The 25,140-nt window shown below is 33.6% G+C and carries 14 protein-coding genes; all 14 read left to right on the top strand.

What is annotated here, in order from left to right; translation table 11 throughout:
* Positions 1–659 precede the first annotated feature (659 nt).
* The 14 genes from ACXX80_RS03390 to ruvA all read left to right on the top strand — a co-directional run bounded on the left by ACXX80_RS03390 (position 660) and on the right by ruvA (position 25,128).
* Positions 660–3,632, top strand: a complete 2,973-nt coding sequence (locus ACXX80_RS03390; protein WP_458552001.1) for a SusC/RagA family TonB-linked outer membrane protein — start codon at positions 660–662, stop codon at positions 3,630–3,632.
* A gap of 10 nt (positions 3,633–3,642) precedes the next feature.
* On the top strand, positions 3,643–5,163 hold the full coding sequence (locus tag ACXX80_RS03385; protein ID WP_458552000.1) for a RagB/SusD family nutrient uptake outer membrane protein: 1,521 nt from the start codon (positions 3,643–3,645) through the stop codon (positions 5,161–5,163).
* Between the two features lie 139 nt (positions 5,164–5,302).
* Positions 5,303–8,647 (top strand): VCBS repeat-containing protein, encoded by a 3,345-nt coding sequence (locus ACXX80_RS03380; protein ID WP_458551999.1) that lies wholly within the window; start codon positions 5,303–5,305, stop codon positions 8,645–8,647.
* Positions 8,640–11,900, top strand: a complete 3,261-nt coding sequence (locus ACXX80_RS03375) for a VCBS repeat-containing protein (RefSeq protein ID WP_458551998.1) — start codon at positions 8,640–8,642, stop codon at positions 11,898–11,900. The genes ACXX80_RS03380 and ACXX80_RS03375 overlap by 8 nt, the downstream gene beginning before the upstream one ends.
* Positions 11,901–11,934: 34 nt before the next feature.
* The gene (locus ACXX80_RS03370) at positions 11,935–13,290 is read left to right on the top strand and encodes a vanadium-dependent haloperoxidase (protein ID WP_458554070.1); all 1,356 of its coding nucleotides are present in this window, start codon (positions 11,935–11,937) and stop codon (positions 13,288–13,290) included.
* Entirely contained in the window at positions 13,290–14,207 is a 918-nt protein-coding gene (locus tag ACXX80_RS03365; RefSeq protein WP_458551997.1) for a GyrI-like domain-containing protein, read from the top strand. The genes ACXX80_RS03370 and ACXX80_RS03365 overlap by 1 nt, the downstream gene beginning before the upstream one ends.
* Positions 14,208–14,342: 135 nt before the next feature.
* Positions 14,343–15,647 (top strand): MFS transporter, encoded by a 1,305-nt coding sequence (locus tag ACXX80_RS03360; protein WP_417979907.1) that lies wholly within the window; start codon positions 14,343–14,345, stop codon positions 15,645–15,647.
* Between the two features lie 16 nt (positions 15,648–15,663).
* Complete coding sequence (locus ACXX80_RS03355) at positions 15,664–16,590, top strand: carbohydrate kinase family protein (protein WP_458551995.1); 927 nt, start codon at positions 15,664–15,666, stop codon at positions 16,588–16,590.
* Positions 16,591–16,596: 6 nt separating this feature from the next.
* A complete protein-coding gene (locus tag ACXX80_RS03350; RefSeq protein WP_458551994.1) occupies positions 16,597–18,333 on the top strand; it encodes an alpha-amylase family glycosyl hydrolase in 1,737 nt (578 codons plus the stop codon).
* Positions 18,334–18,427: 94 nt separating this feature from the next.
* Positions 18,428–19,642 (top strand): MFS transporter, encoded by a 1,215-nt coding sequence (locus ACXX80_RS03345; protein WP_458551993.1) that lies wholly within the window; start codon positions 18,428–18,430, stop codon positions 19,640–19,642.
* Positions 19,639–21,504, top strand: coding sequence for a trehalase family glycosidase (locus tag ACXX80_RS03340; RefSeq protein WP_458551992.1), 1,866 nt, complete (start codon positions 19,639–19,641; stop codon positions 21,502–21,504). The genes ACXX80_RS03345 and ACXX80_RS03340 overlap by 4 nt, the downstream gene beginning before the upstream one ends.
* A 73-nt stretch (positions 21,505–21,577) precedes the next feature.
* Positions 21,578–22,003, top strand: coding sequence for a CBS domain-containing protein (locus ACXX80_RS03335; protein WP_458551991.1), 426 nt, complete (start codon positions 21,578–21,580; stop codon positions 22,001–22,003).
* 159 nt (positions 22,004–22,162) lie between these two features.
* Positions 22,163–24,451, top strand: a complete 2,289-nt coding sequence (locus tag ACXX80_RS03330) for an NADP-dependent malic enzyme (RefSeq protein ID WP_458551990.1) — start codon at positions 22,163–22,165, stop codon at positions 24,449–24,451.
* A 95-nt stretch (positions 24,452–24,546) separates the two neighbouring features.
* Positions 24,547–25,128 carry a Holliday junction branch migration protein RuvA gene (ruvA, locus tag ACXX80_RS03325; protein WP_458551989.1) on the top strand — a complete coding sequence of 194 codons (582 nt, stop codon included), beginning with the start codon at positions 24,547–24,549 and terminating at the stop codon, positions 25,126–25,128.
* Positions 25,129–25,140: the final 12 nt, after the last annotated feature.

Genomic DNA, 25,140 nt, shown 5'->3' with positions numbered 1-25,140 from the left:
CGTTAAAGAATTTTTTTTTGCCACGAATACGGGATTCAATCTGTTTGTAATAGATTTAATTGCTGTATCCGTGGCTTTTTTATTCCCTTTTATGGATTGTAATCAAGGCATGGCATAAACAAACTAAATTTTTAAATGTGTTTGTGAACTTGATGCAATGTAAATCAGATTGATATTTGCATAAAATATATTGTTAGTGCATCTAAATCTTTATGTTAATGCGTTTTTGTTAGATTACTATTTTGTTAGAGTTATGAAATGGAAAATAAAGTAGATGTGGTTTTTTTAGCCAAATGTTTTGAGGTATATTTATTTAGTCAAATTCAGATTGTTGATTTAGAGCAAAAAACGACATTGCTTTAAATAATTCGCAATGTTCTTTCTTATTAGGCTCTTTTTTTGATTAAAACGCAATGATTTTTCGATGTAAAAGCGTAAATAATACTATAATGGTTTTTTTATTGCCTTTTTTTTATGTTTATTATAATTTTAGTATTAATTTTTTAAAGTATTAATTTTAAAATCGAAAACGTTTTCGGCACAACGAAAACGTTATAGTTTAGTAAAATCTTAATATTATCATAAAATTATAATTATGTTTGAACTTAATATTTAAACAAACCATTAAAACAAATTATTAACCAACTTATTTATTACGTATGAAAAATAGTCTAATTAAAGGCTTGATGGTGTTTCTAACGATGCTATGTACAAGTTTGACATATTCGCAAGATGTGTCTGGAACTGTATCTGATGCTAGCGGTCCGCTTCCAGGGGCTTCTATCTTAGTTAAAGGAACAACAAATGGAGCGCAAACTGATTTCGATGGAAAATTTACTATCAAGAATGTTGGCTCAAACGCAGTTTTAGTTTTTAGTTACATTGGTCTTAAAACTCAAGAGGTAAATGTAGCAGGAAAAAGCACAGTTAATGTAGTATTGAAAGAAGACTCAGCTGAATTAAAAGAAGTTGTAGTTATAGGCTACGGTTCAGTTAGAAAGAAAGATGCAACGGGTGCAGTTGATCAAATTGGAGCAAAAGATTTTGACAATGTAGCATCTCCTTCGCCTGCTCAATTATTGAGAGGTAAAGTAGCAGGTGTACAAGTAACACAATCAAGTGGGGAGCCAGGAGGTGGAGTTGCAATTAGAGTTCGTGGAAATACTTCTATTCGTTCAGGTAATGGACCACTTATCGTTATTGATGGTGTGCCATTAGATGGAGGAAACGTTTCTGGTGGTGGTGATAATTTATTAGGTGCTTCTTCTGCAAGAAACCCTTTGAATTTCGTTAATCAAAATGATATTGAAAGTATCAGTGTATTAAAAGATGCTTCTTCTACAGCGATTTACGGTTCTCGTGGAGCTAATGGGGTAATTGTGATTACAACTAAAAAAGGAAAATCTAAAGTACCACAATTAGCATACAGTTCTTCTGTGACATTTAGTAAAATGGCAGGTGATTTTGACGTAATGACTCCGGAGCAATTCGTTGCTGCAGGAGGTGATGATAAAGGATCAAGAAGTTACAACTGGAAAGATGCTGTTTTGCAAAAAGGTTTTTCTATGAATCACGATTTATCTTTTACAAAATCAACTGAGAATTCTAGTACAAGAATCTCTTTGGGTGCAAGTAATACAGATGGTATTGTTAAAAACACAGGTTTAGATAAGTATTCAGCTACAGTTTATAACTCAAATGACTTCTTTGGAGGGGCGTTGAAAGTAGAAGAAAGAATTATGTATGCTTCATTGAAAGATGATACTACTATCTTGTCTAACGATGCTGGTTATATTGGAAACATCATTGGTACTTCTTTGTACTGGAATCCAACTTTACCTATCTATAAAGCTGACGGTACGTATAATGTAGTTAGTAATACGTATTTGAATCCAGTTCAATTGTTGAATTCGTATAAAGATTTTACAAACACTAATAAATTTTTAGGAAGCATCAATACTACTTGGAAAATTAACAGTAAATTGAAATACCAATTCTTATTTGGTATTGAAAGTTCTACTTCTAGTAGAAAAAGTCAATTGTTACCAACTATGGATATTCAGAATGTGGCACAAGCGTCAGTTCCTGGATCTACAGATATTAAGTATGGTCAAGCATCAATTAATTCTCAAAATAAATTTAATAAAACTTTTGAGCACACATTGAATTATAACAATGACTTTAGTGATAATTTTAATTTAGATGCTTTAGTTGGTTATTCTTATTATGACTATACTGCAGATGGACATGTTGCAATAGGTAAAGGGTATGATAAGGCTCAAACTAATTTAATTGACAATATTGAAGGTGGTCTTCAAAATGAATTCAGAATGTATTCTTATAGAAACAGATCAGAATTACAGTCTTATTTTGCAAGAGTAAATGCTACTCTATTCAATAAGTTAATTCTTACTGGAACGTTGCGTTCTGATGGTTCTACTAAATTAGGAGTTAATAACAAATACGATTATTTCCCATCTGCAGGTATCGCCTATAAAGTAGTTGAAAACAAAGACGGAGTTGTAAATGATTTCAAAATTAGAGGAAACTTTGGTAAAACAGGTAACCAAGAATTTGCACCTAACTCGGCTATTTCAAGAGGTGCTTATGGTCTAAACGGAAGTTTGAATGTAGATAGTAATGCAAATGCTGATTTGAAGTGGGAAACTACTAAGTCATATGGAGTAGGTGCTGATTTTGAATTATTCAATAACAGATTGACTGGTACAGTTGATTATTTCCAAAAAGATACTAAAGACTTAATCTTCCCAGTTCCTGCTGCTGCAACGCAACCAGGTCCTCCATCTCCACGTTTCAAAAACTTACCAGGAAACTTAATCAATAAAGGTTTTGAAGTTTCTTTAAGCTATAAAGTGATTGAGAAAGAAGATTTTACTTGGGATGTTTCTGGAAATGCTTCATTCTTAGCTAATAAAATGACAAATTTTGCTGGGTTTATTTCTACAGGTGGAATTAACGGTCAGGGTTTATCAGGGGCTTATGCACAAGTTATTACAAATGACAAGCCAATTTATTCTTATTACATGTATGAGTGGAGAGGATATGATGCGACTGGAAATTCAATTTATGCTGATGCAGCAGGAAATGATACTGGTTTAGGTACAGCAGCTAAAATATTATTAGACAAACAACCTTTACCAAAAATCAATGTTGGTTTCAATACAAACTTTACTTACAAGAATTTTGATTTAGGAGCTTCATTCTATGGTGCTTTTGGACATTACATCTACAACAACACAACGAATGCTTATTTCTTTAAAGGAGCTTTCTTAGGTGGTAGAAACGTAACTCAAGAAGCAGCTACATCTGCTCAAGCGCAAGGAGATCCAAATTCACCTTCTACTAAATACTTAGAAAAAGGAGATTTCTTGAGAATGGGTAACTTAACTTTTGGTTATACAGTTAAAGGAGCTATTTTAGATAAACTTAAAATGTCTACTGCAAGATTATATGTAAATGCTTCTAATTTATTTATAATCACGGGTTATTCAGGAACAGATCCAGAGGTAGATACTGATAAATCATTGAACGGTGTTCCTTCAGCAGGTATGGAATATTTATCATATCCAAGAGATAAAAGTGTATCTGTAGGTCTTAACGTAACATTTTAATTAAAAAACGATGAAAAGAATTAATATTATAAAAGGCATCTTATTAACTAGTACTATTGTATTAGGTGTAAGTTGTACTAATCTAGATGAAGAAGTATTAGATGGTGTAGTTATATCTAATACTGGTGGAGGAACAGTAAACGCTGCTTCACTTTTAACTAGTTCTTATGAAGGTTTAAGAGGCTTTCAAACGCAAGGTCAAATGTTTGCTTTAGACGAAATGTCATCTGATGCATTAGTAGGACCAACACGTGGAGGTGACTGGGATGATAATGCCACTTGGAGACAAATTCACGTACATACTTGGGCTCCTGATCATAATGAAGTTAGAAATGCTTGGAATGCTTTATTATCTCAAGTATACAACTGTAACTTAGTTATTGAAAATGGTTCAGGTTCACAAATAGCTGAAGCTCGTTTCTTAAGAGCATTTTATTACTATAATGTAATCGATTTATTTGGACAAGTGCCATATAGAGAAGCTGGATCTCCATTAACAGATGATCCTAAAGTTTGGACTAGAACTGAAGCAACTGAATTTGTAATTAGTGAATTAGAAGCTATTGTAGGTTCATTGCCTGCAAGAACTGCTGGAGATGCAAGTATAGCAAATAAAGATGCGGCTCACTTTTTGTTAGCTAAATTATACTTGAACAAAGGAGTATTTACTGCAACTACTCCTGCAGGGCCTTATACTTTTGCTGCTGCAGATATGACTAAAGTTGTTACTAATGTTGATGCAATTAATAGTTCATTATCTGCTGATTATTGGGATAACTTCAAACCCACTAATAATACATCGCCAGAGATTTTACTTTCTTCTAAAAATATTCAAGGTGGTGCAGGTGGTGGAATTCAATACCATTGGAGAATGTCTATGCACTATAATCAGACTCCTGATGGATGGAACGGTTTCTCTACAGTAGCAGAATATTACAATAAGTTTAATCCAAATGATAGACGTATAAAAAATGCTGATCCAGCTATAATTGCTACTTTTGGTAATCCAGTAGGTTTGCAGGTAGGTCAAATGTACAAACCAGGAGGTACTGTTGCATTGAAAGACAGAAATGGAAACCCATTGTTTTATACTTCTGCAGTTACTTTGATTACTAGTGGAGCAACTCTTGAAACGGCAGGGATTAGAATGCAAAAATACATTCCAGATGCTGCTAATCTTGGTTCCCCTAATAATGACTTTGTATTCATGAGATATTCGGATGCTTTAATGATGAAAGCAGAAGCAATAGCTAGAGGTGGTGCTGGTACAAATGATATTGCTAAATTGGCAACCATAGTATCTAGATCTGGACAAGCTGGTGTTTTTCCAACTACTTTAGATGGGATTTACAAAGAAAGAGGTAAAGAATTGTGGTTAGAAGGATGGAGAAGAAATGATATGATTCGTTTTGGAACTTTCCTAGCTGCAAGAGAATTGAAACCTTATGTGTCTGATAATAGATATGTATTGTTTCCTATACCAGCAGATGCATTATTCAATGCAAACCTTGCTCAAAACCCTGGTTACTAGATTTTTTAAATTATTATTATATTTTTGAGTTAGTTATAAAGAGGGCAATAGTATTGCCCTCTTTATTTTTTTAATTTTAACTCAATTCATTGTTTTATTTACTGAATATTATATAAATTAGGCCTTTCTTTCCTTTTAAATGTCACAACTAAATACTGCATATAATATGTTTACTCGTTCTATTTTCTTTTCTATTTTAATTCTTCTTTTTGTCAATTGTTCCAAAGAAAACTCAGAAAATAAAGATGCCTTATTCTCCAAATTGGATGCTTCAGAAACCGGAATTAATTTCCTAAATGAAGTTAAAAATGGCGCAGACATGAACATATTCAAATACAGAAATTTTTATAATGGTGGTGGTGTCGCTATTGGAGATATCAACAATGATGGTCTTTCAGATGTATATTTCACTTCAAATCTTGGAACCAATAAACTCTACTTAAATAAAGGAAATTTTAAATTCGAGGATATTTCTAAAAAAGCTGGTGTTGAAGGAACCAAAACTTGGTCAACCGGTGTTGTAATGGTTGATTTAAATGCGGATGGTTTACTTGATATTTATGTATGTAATGCAGGAAATAGTCTGGGTAATCAACAAAAAAATGAACTTTTTATAAATAATGGCAATAATACTTTTACTGAAAAAGCAGATGAATACAATCTAGCTGACACAGGTATAACTACACATGCTGCTTTTTTTGATTATGATAAAGATGGTGATTTAGATGTATATATTTTGAATAACAGTTTTATCCCAGTAAGCAGTCTTAATTATTCCAACAAAAGAGACTTAAGAGATAAAGATTGGGATGTAGCGGAAATTCTGAAAGGTGGAGGTGATAAACTACTGCGCAATGATAACGGAAAATTTGTTGATGTAAGTGATAAATCAGGAATATATGGTAGTTTAATAGGCTTTGGTCTTGGAGTTACAGTAGGAGATGTAAATGGAGATTTGTATCCGGATATTTATATTTCAAATGATTTTTATGAAAGAGATTATTTATATATAAATAATAAAAACGGAACCTTTACCGAGCAAATTCAGGGATGGACATCACACATTAGTCAATCTTCAATGGGAGCTGATATGGCAGATGTCAACAATGACGGGAAAGCCGATATTTTTGTAACAGATATGTTACCCGAACCGGACGAACGCTTAAAAACGACTACAAATTTTGAAAACTATGATTTATTTACTAGAAAAGTAAATCTGGATTTCTACTATCAATACATGCAAAATACATTGCAAATAAACAATGGTGATAATCAATTCCTTGAAATAGCAAATCATGCCGGAGTTGCTAAAACTGACTGGAGTTGGGGCGCTTTATTATTTGATATGGACAATGATGGTTATAAAGATATCTACGTTTGTAACGGAATTTATAACGATTTAACTAATCAAGATTTTGTTGATTTTTTTGCTAATGAGTTTATGCAAAAAATGGTGGTTACAGGTAAAAAAGAAGAAATTCAAACCATTATCAGTAAAATGCCAAGTACACCAATACCAAATTACGCCTTCAAGAATAACAAAAACTTGACCTTTAGTAATGAAGCTACGAAATGGGGACTAGACACTCCAAGTTTTTCTAATGGAGCAGCTTATGGTGATTTAGATAATGATGGTGATTTAGATTTGATTGTCAATAATGTCAATATGGAATCTTTTGTGTATCGAAATAATTCAGAGAAAAACAAGAAAAATCATTACGTTAAGGTAAAACTAAAAGGAGACAATCAAAACAAGTTTGCTGTTGGAAGTGTTGTGGAATTATTCTCTGGTAAAGAAATTCTTAGACAAGAATTAATTCCTTCAAGAGGTTTTCAATCTTCTATCGATTATGTAATGACTTTTGGTATTGGAACCAAAAAAATTGATTCATTGCAAGTAATTTGGCCAAATGGTAAATCTCAAACAATTAAAAAAATCACCAATAATAGCACTTTAAATTTGAACATTAACAATGCTAAAGTAGATTATGTTCCTAAAAATGACAAGCCAAAACCATTGTTTGCTGAAAAGAAAACAATTTTCTCAGCACACAAAGAAAATAATTATGTCGATTTTGATCATGAAGGATTAATCTCTAAAATGCTTTCACAAGAAGGACCTTCACTCGCAGTCGCTGATTTAAATGGTGATGGGAATGAGGATGTATTTATTGGCGGTGCCAAAGGGCAATCCGGTAAAATATATTTAAATAAAGGGATTGGTAATTATTCAGTTACAGACCAAAAAGACTTAGAGGCAGATGCAACTTTTGAAGATACTGCCGCCAGTTTTTTTGATGCTGATAATGATGGAGACATCGATTTACTAGTAGGTTCTGGTGGAAACGAAAAATCGGATCAGGCTAATTATAAAAACCGTCTGTATTTGAATAACGGAAAAGGAGTTTTTGTGAAAAGCAAAACCAATATGCCAACAACCAATAACAACGTCTCGGTAATAGCACCAAATGATTTTGATAATGATGGCGATATTGATGTATTCATAGGAAGCCGAAGCGTTCCGGGTGTTTATGGAATTGATCCTAAACATTTGTTATTGGAAAATGATGGAAAAGGAAATTTCACCAATGTTACTGATAAAAAAGCATTTAAAATTAATGCAGTTGGAATGATAACAGATGCGGTATGGGAAGATATTGATAACGATTCAAAAAAAGATTTAATATTAGTGGGAGATTGGACGGCACCTATGATTTTTAAAAACAATGGACGCCGATTGGTAGAATTCAAATCTAATCTTACAGGGTATCTTGGTTTTTGGAATGCCGTAAGTTGTGTTGACTTGAACAATGACGGTAAAAAGGATTTGATTCTGGGGAATAAAGGGACTAATACAACCTACAAAGCGACCAATACAAATCCAATGAAATTGTTTACCAATGATTTTGATAATAATGGAACTATTGAACAAATTGCAACCCGTTCTATTGAAGGCAAAGATTTACCAATAAACCTAAAACAAGAATTGGCTAAACAAATTCCTTCGATTAAGAAGAAAAACTTGAGCTATGCAGATTATTCTAAGAAAACATTTCAGGAATTATTTGCGAAGGAAGTAGTTGATAATTCGATTCAAAGGACAGTGAATATTCAAGAAAGTGTTATTGCAATCAACAAAGGAAATGGTAAGTTTGAGATAAAAGCACTTCCTAAAGAAGTTCAATTTTCTTGTGTAAACACCATTACCACAATGGACGTGAATAATGATGGAATTTTGGATTTAATTTTAGGTGGAAATCAATACGAATTCAAACCACAATTCTCCAGATTGGATGCAAATTATGGCAGCGTACTTTTAGGAAGCAAAAACGGAACTTTTTCATGGTTGCCCTATAATAAATCAGGTTTCTTCATAAAAGGGGAAGTGAAACAACTGAAAATAGTAAAAGACAAGAATAAAACGGTTTCAATTATAGCTGTAGTTAATGATAATACTCCTAAAATATTTACACGCCATGAATAATTTTTGCAGAATAGGACTGGCTTCATTGCTGTTTATGGGTTGTTCCAAAAAAGAAGGACAATTGTTTGAAAAATTGTCTTCTGATGAAAGTAATATTACTTTCAATAACGAATTAGTTGAGTCCAAAAACATCTCTATTTTAGATTATCTCTATTATTATAATGGCGGAGGTGTAGCTCTTGGCGACATCAATAATGATGGTTTGGTGGATGTTTATTTTACTTCTAATCAAGGAAAAAATAAATTGTACTTGAATAAAGGGAAAAATAAATTTGAAGACATTTCTGCAAAAGCCGGAGTAGAAGGACAAAGTGATTGGAACGCCGGTACCGTTATGGCTGACGTAAATGGAGATGGGTATCTTGATATTTATGTTTGTGCGGTAGTTGGGATTAATGGATTTGAAGGTCAAAATGAATTGTTTATCAATAACAAGGATAACACGTTTACCGAAAGCGCGGCTGAATACGGTTTAGATTTAGATAATTATAGCTCCTCGGTAGCGTTTTTTGATTATGATTTAGATGGGGATTTAGATATGTATTTATTGAATCACGCCGTACACTCTGAGTCATCTTTTGGAAATGCAGACATTAGAAATAAAAGAAGCTATGAATGTGGGGATAAATTATTTCGAAATGATAACGGAAAATTTGTAGATGTAAGTGAGCAGGCAGGAATTTTTGGAGGTGCTAATGGATATGGTTTGGGATTGGCAGTTTCTGATTTTAATCTAGATGGTTATCCTGATATTTATGTGGGGAATGATTTTCACGAAGATGATTATTACTATTTAAATAATGGGGACGGAACTTTTACGGAAAGTCTCAAGCAGTATTTTGGACACACCAGTCGTTTTTCAATGGGGGTTGATGTTGCAGATGTAAATCATGACGGTTTTCCTGACATTTTGAGTTTAGATATGTTGCCTGAAGATGAAAAAGTTTTGAAATCCTCTTTAGGTGATGATAACGTGCAAATGCTAAAAATGAGAACCGAAAAACTAGGCTATCATTATCAGTACTCCAGAAATATGCTACAGCTTAATCAAGCGGGAGGCGGTTTCACTGAAACAGCTTTGTTGAGCGGTGTAGCAGCGACTGATTGGAGTTGGAGCACTTTATTTGGTGATTATGATCAAGATGGAGAGCAGGATATTTTTGTAAGTAACGGAATTCCTAAGCGTCCTAATGATTTGGATTACGTGAAATACTATTCCAATGATCAAATAAAAAGCAAAATCAGTACGACGAAGTTATTGGATAAAGAAGCGTTAAAGCGAATGCCAAAAGGAAATGTGACAAATTATGTTTTTCAAGGTGCAGCTGATTTACAGTTTAAAAACCGTTCAAGTGATTGGATAGAAAATGATTCTATAATTTCAAATGGTAGTGGCTATGCAGATATTGATAATGATGGAGATTTAGACGTAATTACCAATAATACAAATGCTACGGCTTCAGTTTACATTAATAAAACAGATACAAAATCAAACTATTTAAAATTAAAACTTAGGTTTGCCGGAAAAAACACTTTTGGGATTGGAGCCAAAGTAATTTCTTATTCAAAAGGGAAAAAACAATTCAAGGAACTGCAAACTACAAGAGGATTTCAGTCTTCATCAGAACCAATGATTCATTTTGGTTATGGAAAAATAACTAAGATAGATTCGTTAGTGGTGGTTTGGCCAGATAAAACGTATCAAACAATAAAGAATGTTAAAACGTGCCAAACGCTTACCATAAAAGCCAATCAAAATAGAAAAGCTTTTGATTATAAAAAATTGCATCCAAGTGTTTTGCCAATTTTCAAAAAGCTTGAAACGGGTTTAGGAATCGACTTTGTGCATCAGGAAAATGATTTTATTGATATTTTAAGCCAAAAATTAATTCCATACCAACGCACTGATCGTGGTGCAGCTACAGCAATTGGTGACTTGAATGGCGATGGTAAAGAGGATATTTTCTTTGGTGGCTCTAAAGGTAAAAAAGCTGCAATTTATTTTCAAAATGCTACCGGATTTTCTAAAAAAGGGCTAGCTGAAATTGAAAAGGATTCTGTTTTTGAAGACGCTTCAGCTGTTATAGGCGATTTCAATAATGATAAAACAAATGATTTATATGTGGCTTCCGGTGGAGGTGAAAATGCATCTAATTTGCAAGACCGTTTATATTTAAATACAAACAATCAATTGCTGAATGCTAAGTTGCCTAAGTTGACTCAAAATGCATCCGTGGTAAAGGCTTTTGATTATGATAAAGATGGTGATTTAGATATTTTTGTTGGAAATAATTCAATCAATAATAGATTTGGAAGCATGCCAGATTGTTATTTGTTGAACAACAATAAAGGAGTGTTTACTATTGTTCAAAACAAAACTTTTGAGAAAATAGGGATGGTAACGGATGCTATTTTCAGTGATTTTAATAAAGACGGAAAAATAGATTTAATTGTTGTGGGTGAGTGGATGAAACCTACTTTTTTTGCTAATAAAAACGGTAAATTTACGGATGTAACAGCAACCATTCTTCCAGAAAAAAGCAATGGATTGTGGCAATCAGTACTTTCCTTTGATATTGATCATGATGGAGACCAAGATTATTTGGTAGGAAACTGGGGAATGAATTCTAAATTTAAAGCTTCACAGGATTTTCCAATGAAAATGTATTACGATGATTTTGATACTAACGGATCTTTTGAAACAATTGTGGCAATAGAAAAGAAAGGGCAATATTACACTACATTAGGTCTTGATGAACTTGCGGAACAATTCAGCGGGATGCTAAAAAAGAAATTCAATAGTTACAAATCCTTTGCAGGAAAAACACTTGAAGAAGTTTTTGATCCAAAAATGCTGGAGAATGGAAAGCTGTTCGAAGTTCATAATTTGAAATCGGGCTATTTGAGAAATGATAAAGGGAAGTTTACTTTTGTTCCTTTTTCGAATAAAATGCAAGTCGCTCCTATTACTAGTTTCCTGAAATCTAATTTCGATTCAGATGCGAAAGAAGAAGTTTTTGCAGCAGGAAATTACTTTGGGGTTTCTCCTTATCACAGTAGGTTTGACGGATTTTCAGGAGCTTTAATCAAGAATGATAAAACCATATTTTTAGGTAATCAAATAGGAATTAATTTGACCCAAAAAGCAGTTAGACACTTGGATATTGTCAATTTCAATGGAAAGAAATATATGTTGATTACTATCAATAATAAGAAGGCGGAATTGTATGAAATGCCTTCGGTTAAAAAATAATTTAATGACAAACAAAATAATTAAATCCAATAACATGAATTCTAAAATTTTTCTTTTAGGACTTGTGATGCTTTTTTTAACTTCATGTAAAAAAGAGACTCCAATTAAAGTGACGACCGATGACTTCTGTGCTGCAGTTGATACTGTAACAGGAATTATGGTTCATGATATATTTTCGCCTCCGGTTGCCAGCAGAATTTATGTTTATCCTAACGTTGCCGCTTATGAGATTATGGCTCAAAACAACACTAAATATGAAAGTTTGCAAGGGCAGTTAAAAGGATTAGATTCTATTCCTAAACTAGATCCGAAAAGTGGAGTGAATAAAAATTTAGCAGCACTTATTGCCCATATTGAAGTTAGTAAGCAATTGATTTTTTCGGAGCAAGCTTTAGAAAAATACAGAGATAGTTTATATGAAAAGTGGGGTGCTGAAAATCAAAAAGAATTTGACGTGTCTAAAGAATATGCTTTAAAAGTGGTAGATAGAATCAAAATGTGGATGGGGAAAGATAATTATAAGCAAACTCGAACTTCTTCTAAATTTTCAGTTTATTCAGATCAACCAGGAAGATGGCAGCCAACTCCGCCATCTTATATGGATGGTGTGGAACCGCATTGGGGAGAAATAAGGACTTTAGTTATGGATTCCGCATCTCAATTTAAACCCAAAGCACCTTATCCTTTTTCTACTGATAAAAATTCTGCTTTTTATAAAGATGCAAAAGAAACGTACGATGTAGGGAATTTGATTTCCAAAAAATTAATTGAAGTAGAGAAAAATCAAAGCAAACCAATTCCAGAAGAATCAGCAATTGCCTCATTTTGGGATTGTAATCCTTATGCGACAGTGATACAGGGTCATATGATGTTTGCAAAGAAAAAAAATACGCCTGATGCGCATTGGATTAACATTACTAAAATTGCGTTAAAAAAATCCAAATCAGATTTTGAGACTACAGTTTTTGCTTACACTAAAACTTCTATCGGAATTTTTGAAAGTTTCATTAGTTGCTGGGAAGAAAAGTACAGAAGTAATGTAGTACGTCCTGAAACGTATATTAATCAAAATATAGATGAGAACTGGAGACCACAATTACAAACACCTCCTTTTCCAGAATATGTAAGCGGACATTCTGTTGTTTCTTCGTGTTCGGCAATTATTCTAACCTCTATTTTTGGAGATAATTTTAGTTATATCGATGATTCAGAAGTTTCTTTTGGGTTGCCTAAAAGACCTTTTAATTCATTTAAAGAAGCTGCCGCAGAAGCTTCAATTAGCAGGCTTTACGGAGGAATTCATTACAGAGCTGCTATTGAAAATGGTGTTGCTCAAGGTAATACTATTGGAGATTATATTAATAATAAATTAAAGATGCTTAAGAAATAATGACTGTTAGAAAAAAAATTACAATAGCATTCAGTGCCTTATTCTGTTTGTTTTTAGTTTGGTATTTGTTCATAAAAGAAACAGATTATTGTATTTCTTTTAAAGTAAAAGCGGCTACAGGAACCGTTTTTCAAGGAATTCAAGAATGGTCTGCTATTCAATTGATAAGTGAAAAAGAAAGTTTTACCATTTTAGAAAAGAGAAATTTTGATTTCATTAGACAAAAAATGAAAAAAGGTGATGCTCAAATGGAATACATCTGGAATATTACGTACATAAATGATTCAGTGACAAAAGTGAATGTTGGGATTAAAGATTTAAATCATAGTTGGTATAATAAAATAACGGCTCCATTTTTTAATACTAAGTTCAAACAAGAACAAATTAGAAAAGTTACTGATTTTAAGAAAGGATTGAGCGATCATTTGAAAAATTTTAAAGTAAGAATTGACGGAGAAGGCTCTTCTGAAGAAACATTTGTTGCCTACATTAGTTTGAAAAGTGTTTTACAGGAAAAAGCACAAAATATGATTGCTAATGATGCTTTAATTACCGGCTTCCTTTTTGAAAATCAAATCAAAATAATAGGAAGGCCTTATGTTGAAATTACAAATTGGAATTTAGACAAAGAAACTATCGATTTTAATTATTGCTTCCCAATTGATAAAAACACCAAAATCATTGAAAATGAAGTTGTAAAATTCAAAACCTTACCTGCTGTAAAAGGATTGAAAGCAACTTATTATGGCAATTTCAGAACCTCAGACAGAGCTTGGTTTGCCTTGATGGACCATGCCAAAAAGCACAATCTTAAATTGGAAAATAAAGTTTTGGAACATTTCTTGTCCAATCCATTTAATGGCGGAGAAGAGCTACAATGGGAAACGAAAATAATCATTCCTTTTGCTTCAAAATAAAGAGTAATTTTTTAGATGATTTAAAATTATCGAAAACGTTTTCGGGTCTTCCGAAAACGTTTTTGTTTTTATTCTATTTTTAATTGGCAATTTTAAAATTAAATTTATAAAAAATTAACAAATTAATCATCTAGAATGAATTTAAAAGTAAAATTGAGCTTTTGGCAGATAATCAATATGAATGTTGGTTTTTTTGGAATACAATACAGTTTTGGTTTGCAACAAAGTGCCGTTAATCCTATTTATGATTTTTTACATGCAAGTCCAGATCAAATTCCGATACTGAATCTTGCAGGTCCTTTAACGGGCTTATTGATTCAACCCATAATTGGAGCAATGAGTGATAAAACCTGGCATCCAAGATGGGGAAGACGAAAACCATACTTTTTTATTGGAGCAATAGTCTGTAGTATTGCTTTATTTCTATTCCCATTTAGCAGTTCCTTGTGGATGGCAGCAGGTTTGCTTTGGATTTTAGATATTGGAAATAATACTGCTATGGAACCTTATCGTGCTTTTATTGCAGATACACTAGACGAAGAGCAGCAGCCAACAGGTTTTCAGGCGCAGAGTTTCTTTACTGGTTTCGGGCAGTTTCTCGCTTATATTTCTCTTTTTCTGTTTCCAATTGTTTTTGTTGGTTATACCGGATCGTTACCCACTTGGATTTACGCATCCTTCTTTTTAGGTGCAATCCTTTCAATCTCGTCTATATGGTGGAGTATGAACAAAACGAAAGAAATACCGCCAACGGCAGAAGAAATAGCCATTTTAAAAGCAGAACCATTAAAGATTTTTTCACCCTTTATTGATATTTATCAGGCCGTTTTAGAAATGCCAACAGTGATGTGGCAATTGTTTCTGGTGTATCTTTTTCAGTGGTATGCTATGATGTGCTATTGGCAAAACAATTCAAAAAGTATTGCCTTATCTGTGTGGAACGTAACTCCAAAGAACGTGATGGGGTATGAAAAAGCAGTAGAATGGAACGGATTAATTGGTGCTTTTGGTTTTATTGTTACCTTTTCAATTGCTTTTTATTTGGCAAAATTAGCCAAGAAACACGGTGCTAAAATGATTCATTTTGTATGTCTGTTATTTGGAGCCGTTTCTTTTTTATGGTTTCCGATGGTGCAAAATCAATATGTATTTTTTGCGGTGATTATTGGTTACGGAATTGCTTGGGCAAGCATGATGGGAATACCGTATTTGATGGTTGTTGCTGTTGTTCCAAAAGAGCGTTATGGAGTTTACATGGGAATTATTAATATGATGATTGTTATTCCGATGATAATTCAAAATCTGTCATTTGGTTACATTTTAAAGAACTTCTTAGATAACGATCCCCGTCAAGCAATTACTTTTGCAGGAGTATTATTAGTTCTTGCTGCAATCTGTACTTTATTAATCAAAAACAAAAAAACTAACGTAAGTGAATAATACAATAAATAATAAGATGGAAACTATAGATATTCTTTGTGTTGGTGAAGTATTAGTTGATTTTATCGGGCATCAAGAGGGTGTGCTGATTAATGAAACCAGGGATTATCATAGGTATTTAGGAGGCTCACCTACTAACGTAGCGATGAATTCCACACGATTAGGTTTGAATACTATTATGGTTGCCACGGTGGGGAACGATGGTTTTGGTTCTTATATCACGGAGCGCTTAACAAGTGTTGGAGTGAATGCAGAACACCTTAATGTTTTAGACGATAAGTCGACTAGTGTGATTTTTGTTTCAAGGTCTGAGGGTACACCTGATTTTATACCTTATCGTTCGGCAGATTGTTGTATTTATGAAGAACAAATCTCAAAGGAAATACTATCTAATACAAAGATATTCCATACCACTTGTTTCGCATTAAGTAAGAATCCGGCGCAAAAAACAATCTTGAAGAAAGCCCAAGAAGCGCACGGTTTAGGATGTAAGCTAAGTATTGATCTTAACTATGCAAGAAAATTGTGGAAAAGTCAAAAAAAGGCTTTCAAAGTTATCAAAACCTATTGCCAGTTCAATCCACTAATAAAAATTAGTGAGGATGATATGTTGCGTCTTTTTGAGAAAGAACTTCCGCATGAAGAAATATTCGAATTTTTTCACCATCAAGGTGTGGATTTGGTTTGCTTAACCTTAGGTAGCAAAGGGGTGAAATTATCTCAAAAAGGGAAAGAAGTAATACAAATGCCGGCAATAAAAATTGACAAAGTGATGGATTCTACGGGAGCGGGTGATGCTTTTTGGTCTGGATTTTTGTTTGCTTATATAAAAGAAAAATCAATTCATGAATGTTTGGATATCGCTTTAAAGTTAGCCGCTTTAAAACTGCAAAATGTAGGTCGACTTCCAGATAATATCAATATCCTTTCTAAACTTCTTTAAAATACAATGATACAAGACAATAAAAATATAAGCAATGGTGTAATGCTTAATGTTTATCCGGATAGTATTGGAGAAAAATTTAGGGATTCAATAGCCATGCTTAAAATGGAAGAATTTAAAGATGTGTTTTCTCTAATATACGTTTTACCTACCTTTTTTAACAGTGATTTAGATAGAGGTTTTTCTATTATTGATTATGATATAAACAAGGAGTTAGTAGATGAGAAAGATTTAAAGGACTTGAATGAACTCCAAATAAAACTGAAATTTGATATTGTATTAAATCATCTCTCTGTTGCTTCTCCTCAGTTTAAAGACATGCTGCAACATGGGGAAAAATCTAAATTCAAAGATTTTTTTATCAATTGGAATGAATTCTGGGAAGGAAACGGAACAAAGAATGAAGATGGAATTATAATACCAAAACCAGAATTTCTCAATAAATTATTCATGAGAAAGTCAGGTTTACCCATATTAAAAGTACGTTTTCCGGATGGGACTGAACAACCCTATTGGAACACCTTTTATCAGCAAATCACCTACAATCCAATTGCCGAAACTGATTTGCAGTCTATTGAAGGGTTGACTGAGACGCAAAAACAATCGGTTGTCACTCTTGTGAACGCCGCTATAAATGACAATCAAGATTTTGCTGCCCTAAATTTTGATGATTGTGCTCCGTTTAAATCAGAGATTTTACAAATAGCGGAACAAAAAAGATCTTATTTAGGACAAATGGACGTCAATGCTGCTTCGCCATTAGTATGGGAATTTTATGAGGAGACTCTGAAAAAATTAAGTGGATATGGTTGTACGATTCTTAGATTAGATGCTTTTGCCTATCTGCATAAACAAGTGGGAGAATCCAATTTTTTTAATATCCCTGGAACCTGGGAATATTTAGAGCGTATCAAGAAAATAGCACAACAAAATAATTTGATGCTTTTACCAGAAATTCATGCAGAATATGGTTTGCATTTGCATGATGAGGTCGCCAATGAAGGGTATTATATCTATGATTTTTTCTTGCCAGGCTTAACCATTCACACTATAGAAAGTCAAACTAGTAGCGCTTTAATTCGATGGGCTAAGGAAATTATAGCCAAAGATTATAAAACGGTAAATATGCTTGGTTGTCACGATGGAATACCAGTTTTAGACCTGAAGGGCAAGGAGGTAAATGGCGTTTATAATAAAGGATTGTTAGAAGATGCTGAGATTGAAAGTATCATGAATACCATCATGGAACGAGGCGGTCGTGTCAAAAATCTGTACGATCCATCAGGAAACAAAATTTCTTATTATCAAATAAATGCTACTTTTTTTAGTGCATTAGGTGAAAATGAACAAAAGTTACTGCTTGCAAGAGTCATTCAAATGTTTATGCCCGGAATACCGCAAATTTGGTATCTGGATATTTTTGCAGGTAAAAATAATTATGAAGCGGCGGATAATGGAGGTAGTGCTGGACATAAAGAAATTAATCGCACTGCATTGTCAATGAATGATATTGCAGAAGGGTTGAAAACAGAAATTGTCAAGAAACAGCTCGAAATCATTCGCTTAAGAAATACTTCGGATGCATTTTCTGGTGAAGTAGAAATAAATGATTTTGCGGATGATATCTTAGATATTAAATGGACTAATGGTACAAGCATTGCACACCTAATCGCAAACCTTAATAACAAAGGTTTTACAATTAAACATACTGAGAATGAAATAACAACCACTAAGAGTTATTGATTTTTCTCTAATCAAAATAACAAATAAAAACTATAGTAATACGTATAATTACCTAAAAGCACTGAAATCTAATAATTATTCAAAAAAGTAAAAAATGAAAAAAAGTACGGTTAAAATTGCGATGTATCTCAATTACTTCGTTTTTGCGATTCTGCTAAATAGCGTAGGAATTGTGATATTAAAGGCGCAAAAAAATTATGGCGTAGATGAATTGCAAGCTAGCGTTTTAGAGGCTTTCAAGGATTTGCCCATCGCGATAGTTTCTTTTCTAATCGCTTCTTTTTTGCCCAGAATAGGATATAAAAGAGCCATGCTTATTGGCTTAGCCCTAGTTTCTGTCGCTTGTATTAGTATGTATTTTGGTAATTCTTTTGGAACGGCAAAATTGCTTTTTGCTACCGTAGGTGTTTCATTTGCATTGATAAAAGTATCAGTATATTCGCTTATTGGAACAATAACAGAAAATCAGCAGGAACACAATAGTTTGATGAGTAGCATTGAAGGGGTATTTATGATAGGAATTGCTTTAGCGTATTTCTTGTTCCCGGCTTTTAATTCAGATGCGAATCCAGATGCTTGGCTCAATGTTTATTGGCTATTAGCTGGGATTTCGTTACTGTCTTTTGGCTTTCTATTTTTTACCAAATTCGAAAATCAAACGGATATTCCGGGCGTTGATCTAGCCGATGACTTCAAAGAAATGTTCAAATTATTTGCAAAACTGTTAACCATAGTTTTTGTAATCAGTGCATTCTTATTTGTAATGATTGAGCAAGGAATAATGTCTTGGTTGCCAACTTTTAATAGCAAAGTGTTACATCTTCCGGAGAATATTAGTATCATGATGGCAAGTATTTTGGCAATTTCATTAGCTGTAGGACGACTTTTGGCGGGTGTAATTACTAAAAGTGTCAGTTGGATTTGGGTACTTAGTTTTTGTATCGTAGCGGCTATGCTTATTGTGATTTTTGTACTTCCTAAAGCAGTTGGTTTAGAGGTCAAAGAAATCAATTCGCTTGGTGATATTCCATTGATAGGATTTGCATTTCCGTTAGTAGGACTTTTTATTGCACCAATTTATCCGCTTTTAAATTCGGTGGTTTTGAGTGCTTTACCTAAAAAACTACACAGTTCCATGACCGGTTTAATTGTCGTTTTCTCTGCGCTTGGCGGTACTTTAGGTTCCAGGGTTATTGGTTATTTATTTAAAAACGAAGGGCCGGAAAACGCCTTTTATTATACTTTAATTCCAATGTCATTACTGCTTGTTTCTTTCTTTATTCTAAAAAAACTTACCGCTAAACAATGAAATTCATACTCAACATAGACAAAGTATTCCAGGAACTATTGCTTCAAGAGGATACTGACCAAGATAAAAAAATCACGAAAGACGATAATGGACCTAAAAAATTTGTTTTGGTTGACGAAACTACTAAGCAAGAAGAAGTTATTGTTGGCACATATCATTTGTCCAATTTATTACAGGAATTAGCCCAGCTTAAGGAAGCTAATTCAACATTTGGAGAAGTTGATTTGAGTCGTATTCAAGAGAATCCAGTTCAGCGAATTTCAAGAAAAATCAAGGATGATTATTGGGAAGAACTAACTAGAACCATTGACAAAAAAGGATTGACACAAATTATTGAAGACGAAAAAACGTCCAGTGATGTAGCAACGCTTTATGTTGTTGCCAAAGACAAACAAGGAGTTGCTTACTTTCAGGCATTAGAAAAAGAATTACCAAATTTTAAAGTTGAAATTCTGCCTGAGAATTATTCGGTGGAATATGTGGAAACTTTAAATGAGAAACCGGGAATTCTGGCTTTGGCTTTGGAACAAAAAATTTACAGTCTGCAAGGCGTTCCTTTTGTAGTTCCTGGCGGAAGATTTAACGAAATGTATGGTTGGGATAGCTATTTTATTGGCGTTGGGTTGCTGATTGACGGTCAAATAGGCAAAGCAATCGCGATTGCTGAAAATTTTAAATATCAAATTATTCACTATGGAAAAATTCTAAATGCGAATAGAAGTTATTATTTGACACGAACGCAACCACCTTTATACTCCTCTTTGCTAATTGAAATTGCAAAAAAGGGAATGCCAAGTTTAGAGTGGTTAAGAAGCCATTTGGAAACGGTCATTTTGGAATACAATACGGTTTGGATGATTCAAGGAAACCGATTAACACCAACGGGTTTAAACCGATACAAAGCGGATGGAATTGGAATGCCCTTTGAAGTGGAACCCGGACATTTTGATGATGTTTTAGAACCGTATGCTAAAAAATATAATTTACCCATTAGGGAATTCGAAAAGCAATATTTACAGCGAACGCTTATTGATGATGAACTCGACATTTATTTCGTTCATGATAGAAGTATGAGAGAAAGCGGGCACGACACAACAAACCGATTAATTAATACGTGTGCCAATTTGAATTCAGTAGATGTCAACAGTTTTCTTTATAAGTATGAAAAAGACGTCGCCAAGCTAATTAAAACTTATTTCGGGAAAGCTTTTCAAGTTGGCAATGTCATTTATACTTCGGAGGAATGGGAACAAAAAGCGCTTTTTCGTAAAGATAAAATGAATGAATTGTGCTGGAACGAGGACGCAAGTATGTATTTTGATTATGATTTTGTGAATCATAAGCAGTTCCCGTTTGAAGCTGCAACAACATTTTTTCCTTTGTGGGCTGGGTTGTGTGATGAAAATCAGGCCAAAAAATTAGTTGAAATTGCTTTACCACAATTTGTAAAAACAGGTGGAATTACAGGAAGTACTAAGGCGAGTATAGCAGATGCTCCAGAAGAAGCACCGCAACGACAATGGGATTATCCTTTTGGTTGGGCGCCGCACCAAATGTTGTTATGGGAAGGATTGATTAACTATAATTGTCTTGATAAAGCACAAGAAATGGTATACCGTTGGTTGTGGTTAATTACCAGAAATGCGGTGGATTATAATGGGACGATTCCTGAAAAATTTGATTTGGAAATCAGTTCTCATAAAGTTTTTGCCGAATATGGAAATGTAGGAACTGAATTTGATTACATCGCAAAGGAAGGTTTTGGCTGGGTGAATGCGTCTTATCAGTATGGATTACAAATTTTGAATGACGAATTGAAACAGAAATTAGGAGCGTTAGTTTCTCCTGATGATATATTTTAGAGGTTAAAAAATGTTTTTTTGTTGTTTGAATGCATATTTTTTTTAACTTTATAATTCACTAAATGAATCAATTATGACAGTTAATCAAATTTTAGGCACTAAAGGAAAAGAAGTTTATTCCATACTTTCCACTAACACCGTATACGAAGCATTGACAGTGATGAGCGAAAAAAACATCGGAGCAATTCTTATCATTGAAGATACCGTTTTGAAAGGAGTTTTATCTGAGAGAGATTATGCACGAAAAATTGTTTTGAAAGCAAAATCTTCAAAGAAAGCCTTTGTTCATGAAATTATGGAGACTGATGTGGTTACGGTAAGCCCGACGGATAATTTAGAGTACTGCATGGAATTAATGAGTACTAAAAGAGTCCGCCATTTGCCCGTTTTAGAAAATGAAATTGTAATTGGAATTATCTCAATAAGTGATGTCGTAAAAGCCATAATCGAGATGCAAAAAGATACTATTCAACATTTAAATTCTTACATTACCCAATAAAAAAAATCATAATAATGATACTTACAGAAAGCTGCAGTTATTGCAGCTTTTTTTTTGGAATCCAATTAGGCTTGTTTCTATACAAAAGAATGGGGAAAAAGTCCTCTTTTTTTAAATCTAGACCCCTATCTTTGTACGCTAGAATAAAATCTAAAAACAATGGACAAAAATAGCAAAAGAAGAGAGGCATTATTATACCACGCAAAGCCAACACCTGGTAAAATTCAAGTAGTTCCCACTAAGAAATATGCAACACAAAGAGATTTATCTTTGGCTTATTCTCCTGGTGTAGCTGAGCCTTGTTTAGAAATTGCCAAAGATATAAACAACGTTTATAAATACACAGCAAAAGGAAATTTAGTTGCCGTAATCACAAATGGAACTGCAGTTTTAGGATTGGGTGACATTGGTCCCGAAGCATCAAAACCAGTAATGGAAGGGAAAGGATTGTTGTTTAAAATTTTTGCTGATATTGATGTATTTGACATCGAAATTGGAACTAAAGATATTGAAGAATTCATCCAGACAGTTAAAAATATAGCACCAACTTTTGGTGGTATAAACTTGGAGGATATTAAAGCGCCGGAATCTTTTGAAATTGAAAGAAGATTAGTCGAAGAGTTAAATATTCCTGTGATGCACGATGATCAGCACGGTACGGCAATCATATCATCTGCGGCATTGTTGAATGCATTAGAATTAGCGGATAAAAAAGCAGAAGATGTAAAAATGGTCGTTTCGGGAGCAGGTTCTGCTGCTTTGGCTTGTGCCGACTTATATGTTTTATTAGGAGTGAAAATTGAAAATATTTTCATGTTTAATAGCAAAGGATTATTGACAAAAGACAATCCGAAACTATCGGAATTACAGTTAAAGTATGCAAAAGATATACCTTCTATGAATTTAGAAGAAGCTTTAGTTGGGGCTGATATCTTTCTAGGCTTGTCCACCGGAGGAATTATGTCTCCGCAAATGTTGCTTGGAATGGCTGATAATCCTATCGTTTTTGCAATGGCAAATCCTGATCCAGAAATAGATTATAATTTGGCAATTGCAACTCGCAAAGATGTTATTATGGCAACAGGACGTTCTGATTTTCCTAATCAGGTGAATAACGTTCTTGGATTTCCTTATATTTTTAGAGGCGCATTGGATGTTCGTGCAACCAAGATAAATGAGGCTATGAAAATGGCAGCCGTTAAGGCATTGGCATTATTGACAAAAGAATCAGTGCCTGAGCAAGTAAATATTGCTTATGGAGCTACAAAATTAAATTTTGGTAGAGAATATATCATCCCAAAACCATTTGATCCAAGATTAATAACTATTGTTGCGCCTGCTGTTGCAAAAGCTGCGATGGACTCTGGTGTGGCATTGAATCCTATTACTGATTGGAAAAAGTACGAAGAAGAATTATTAGACCGTTTAGGGAATGATAATAAAATGGTTCGTTTGATTACAAACAGAGCTAAAATGGATCCTAAAAAAATTGTTTTTGCTGAAGCAGATCATTTAGATGTTCTTAAAGCGGCTCAAATTGTATGGGAAGAAGGTATTGGTTTTCCAATTTTATTAGGGAACAAAGAAATTATTTTAGAATTAAAAGAAGAAATTGGTTTTGATGCAGATATTGAGATTATAGATCCTAAAATTAAAGAAGAGGAAGTGCGAAGAAATAAGTTTGCAAACACGTATTGGTCTTCTAGACAAAGACGCGGGATTTCCTTTTTGGATGCACAGAAATTAATGCGCGAAAGAAACTATTTTGCAGCAATGATGGTTAACGAAGGCGAGGCTGATGCTTTGGTTACCGGACATTCCAGAAGTTACCCATCTGTGGTGAAACCAATGTTACAGCTTATTGAAAAAGCGCATGGAGCCTCAATTGTTGCTACTACAAATATGATGATGACGGCTCGTGGGCCAATGTTTTTATCAGATACCGCAATAAACATTAATCCATCAGCAGATGATTTAGCTAAAATTGCTATTATGACTGCGAAAACGGCGAGAATGTTTGGTGTTGAGCCTGTAATTGCAATGATATCGTTTTCAAATTTTGGATCATCTACAAATGAAAGTGCTGGTAAAGTTAGAGAAGCAGTAGCTTATTTGCATAAAAATCATCCTGACATGGTTATTGACGGAGAACTTCAAGCCGATTTTGCATTGAATCCTGAAATGTTAAAAGAAAAATTCCCTTTTTCTAAGTTAGCAGGAAAGAAAGTAAATACTTTGATTTTTCCTAATTTAGAATCTGCTAATATCACTTATAAATTATTGAAGGAATTGAATAAAGTAGACTCAATAGGACCTATTATGTTAGGAATGGGGAAACCAGTTCACATATTTCAATTAGGCGCGAGTGTTGAGGAAATGGTAAACATGGCGGCAATTGCGGTGATAGATGCTCAGGAGAAAGGAAAGAAAAAAGCAAATTTACTTTAGTTTAATAAGCTATAAATTATTAGCGAAGTTAAATTGATGAATATGATAAAATTATGTGCTAATTTTATTATATTTGGTGCTATATTTAAGAATTAATGATAGCACATTTACAAGGAAAATTAGTAGAGAAATCGCCCACGCATATAATAATTGATTGTGGAGGAGTTGGTTATCATGTAAATATTTCTTTACATACATATTCTTTGCTTCCAAATACGGATTTTATAAAAGTATATACGCATCTTCAAATAAAAGAAGATGCGCATACACTTTTTGGTTTTGTGGAAAAGTCAGAAAGAGAGATTTTCAAAATGTTATTATCAGTCTCTGGAATAGGGGCAAGTATAGCACGAACAATGCTTTCTTCATTAGACCCAAAACAAATCACTAATGCAATTGCATCTGGGGATGTGGTAACCATTCAATCTATAAAAGGGATAGGGAGCAAAACAGCGCAAAGAGTAATACTGGATTTGAAAGACAAAGTATTAAAATTGTATGATTTAGATGAAGTTTCTATGTCGCAAAGCAATACAAATCGAGATGAGGCGTTATCAGCTTTGGAAGTTTTGGGGTTTTTACGGAAATCTTCAGAACGAGTGGTAGAAAAGATTGTCAAAGAAGACCCAGATGCTTCTGTGGAGTCAATCATCAAGAAAGCTTTAAAAAATCTATAGAGGTATTCAAGT

It is taken from the genome of Flavobacterium sp. GNP002 (assembly GCF_054343795.1).
The sequence above is the reverse complement of the archived record's forward strand: the minus strand, read 5'-3'. Positions and strand labels throughout refer to the sequence as shown.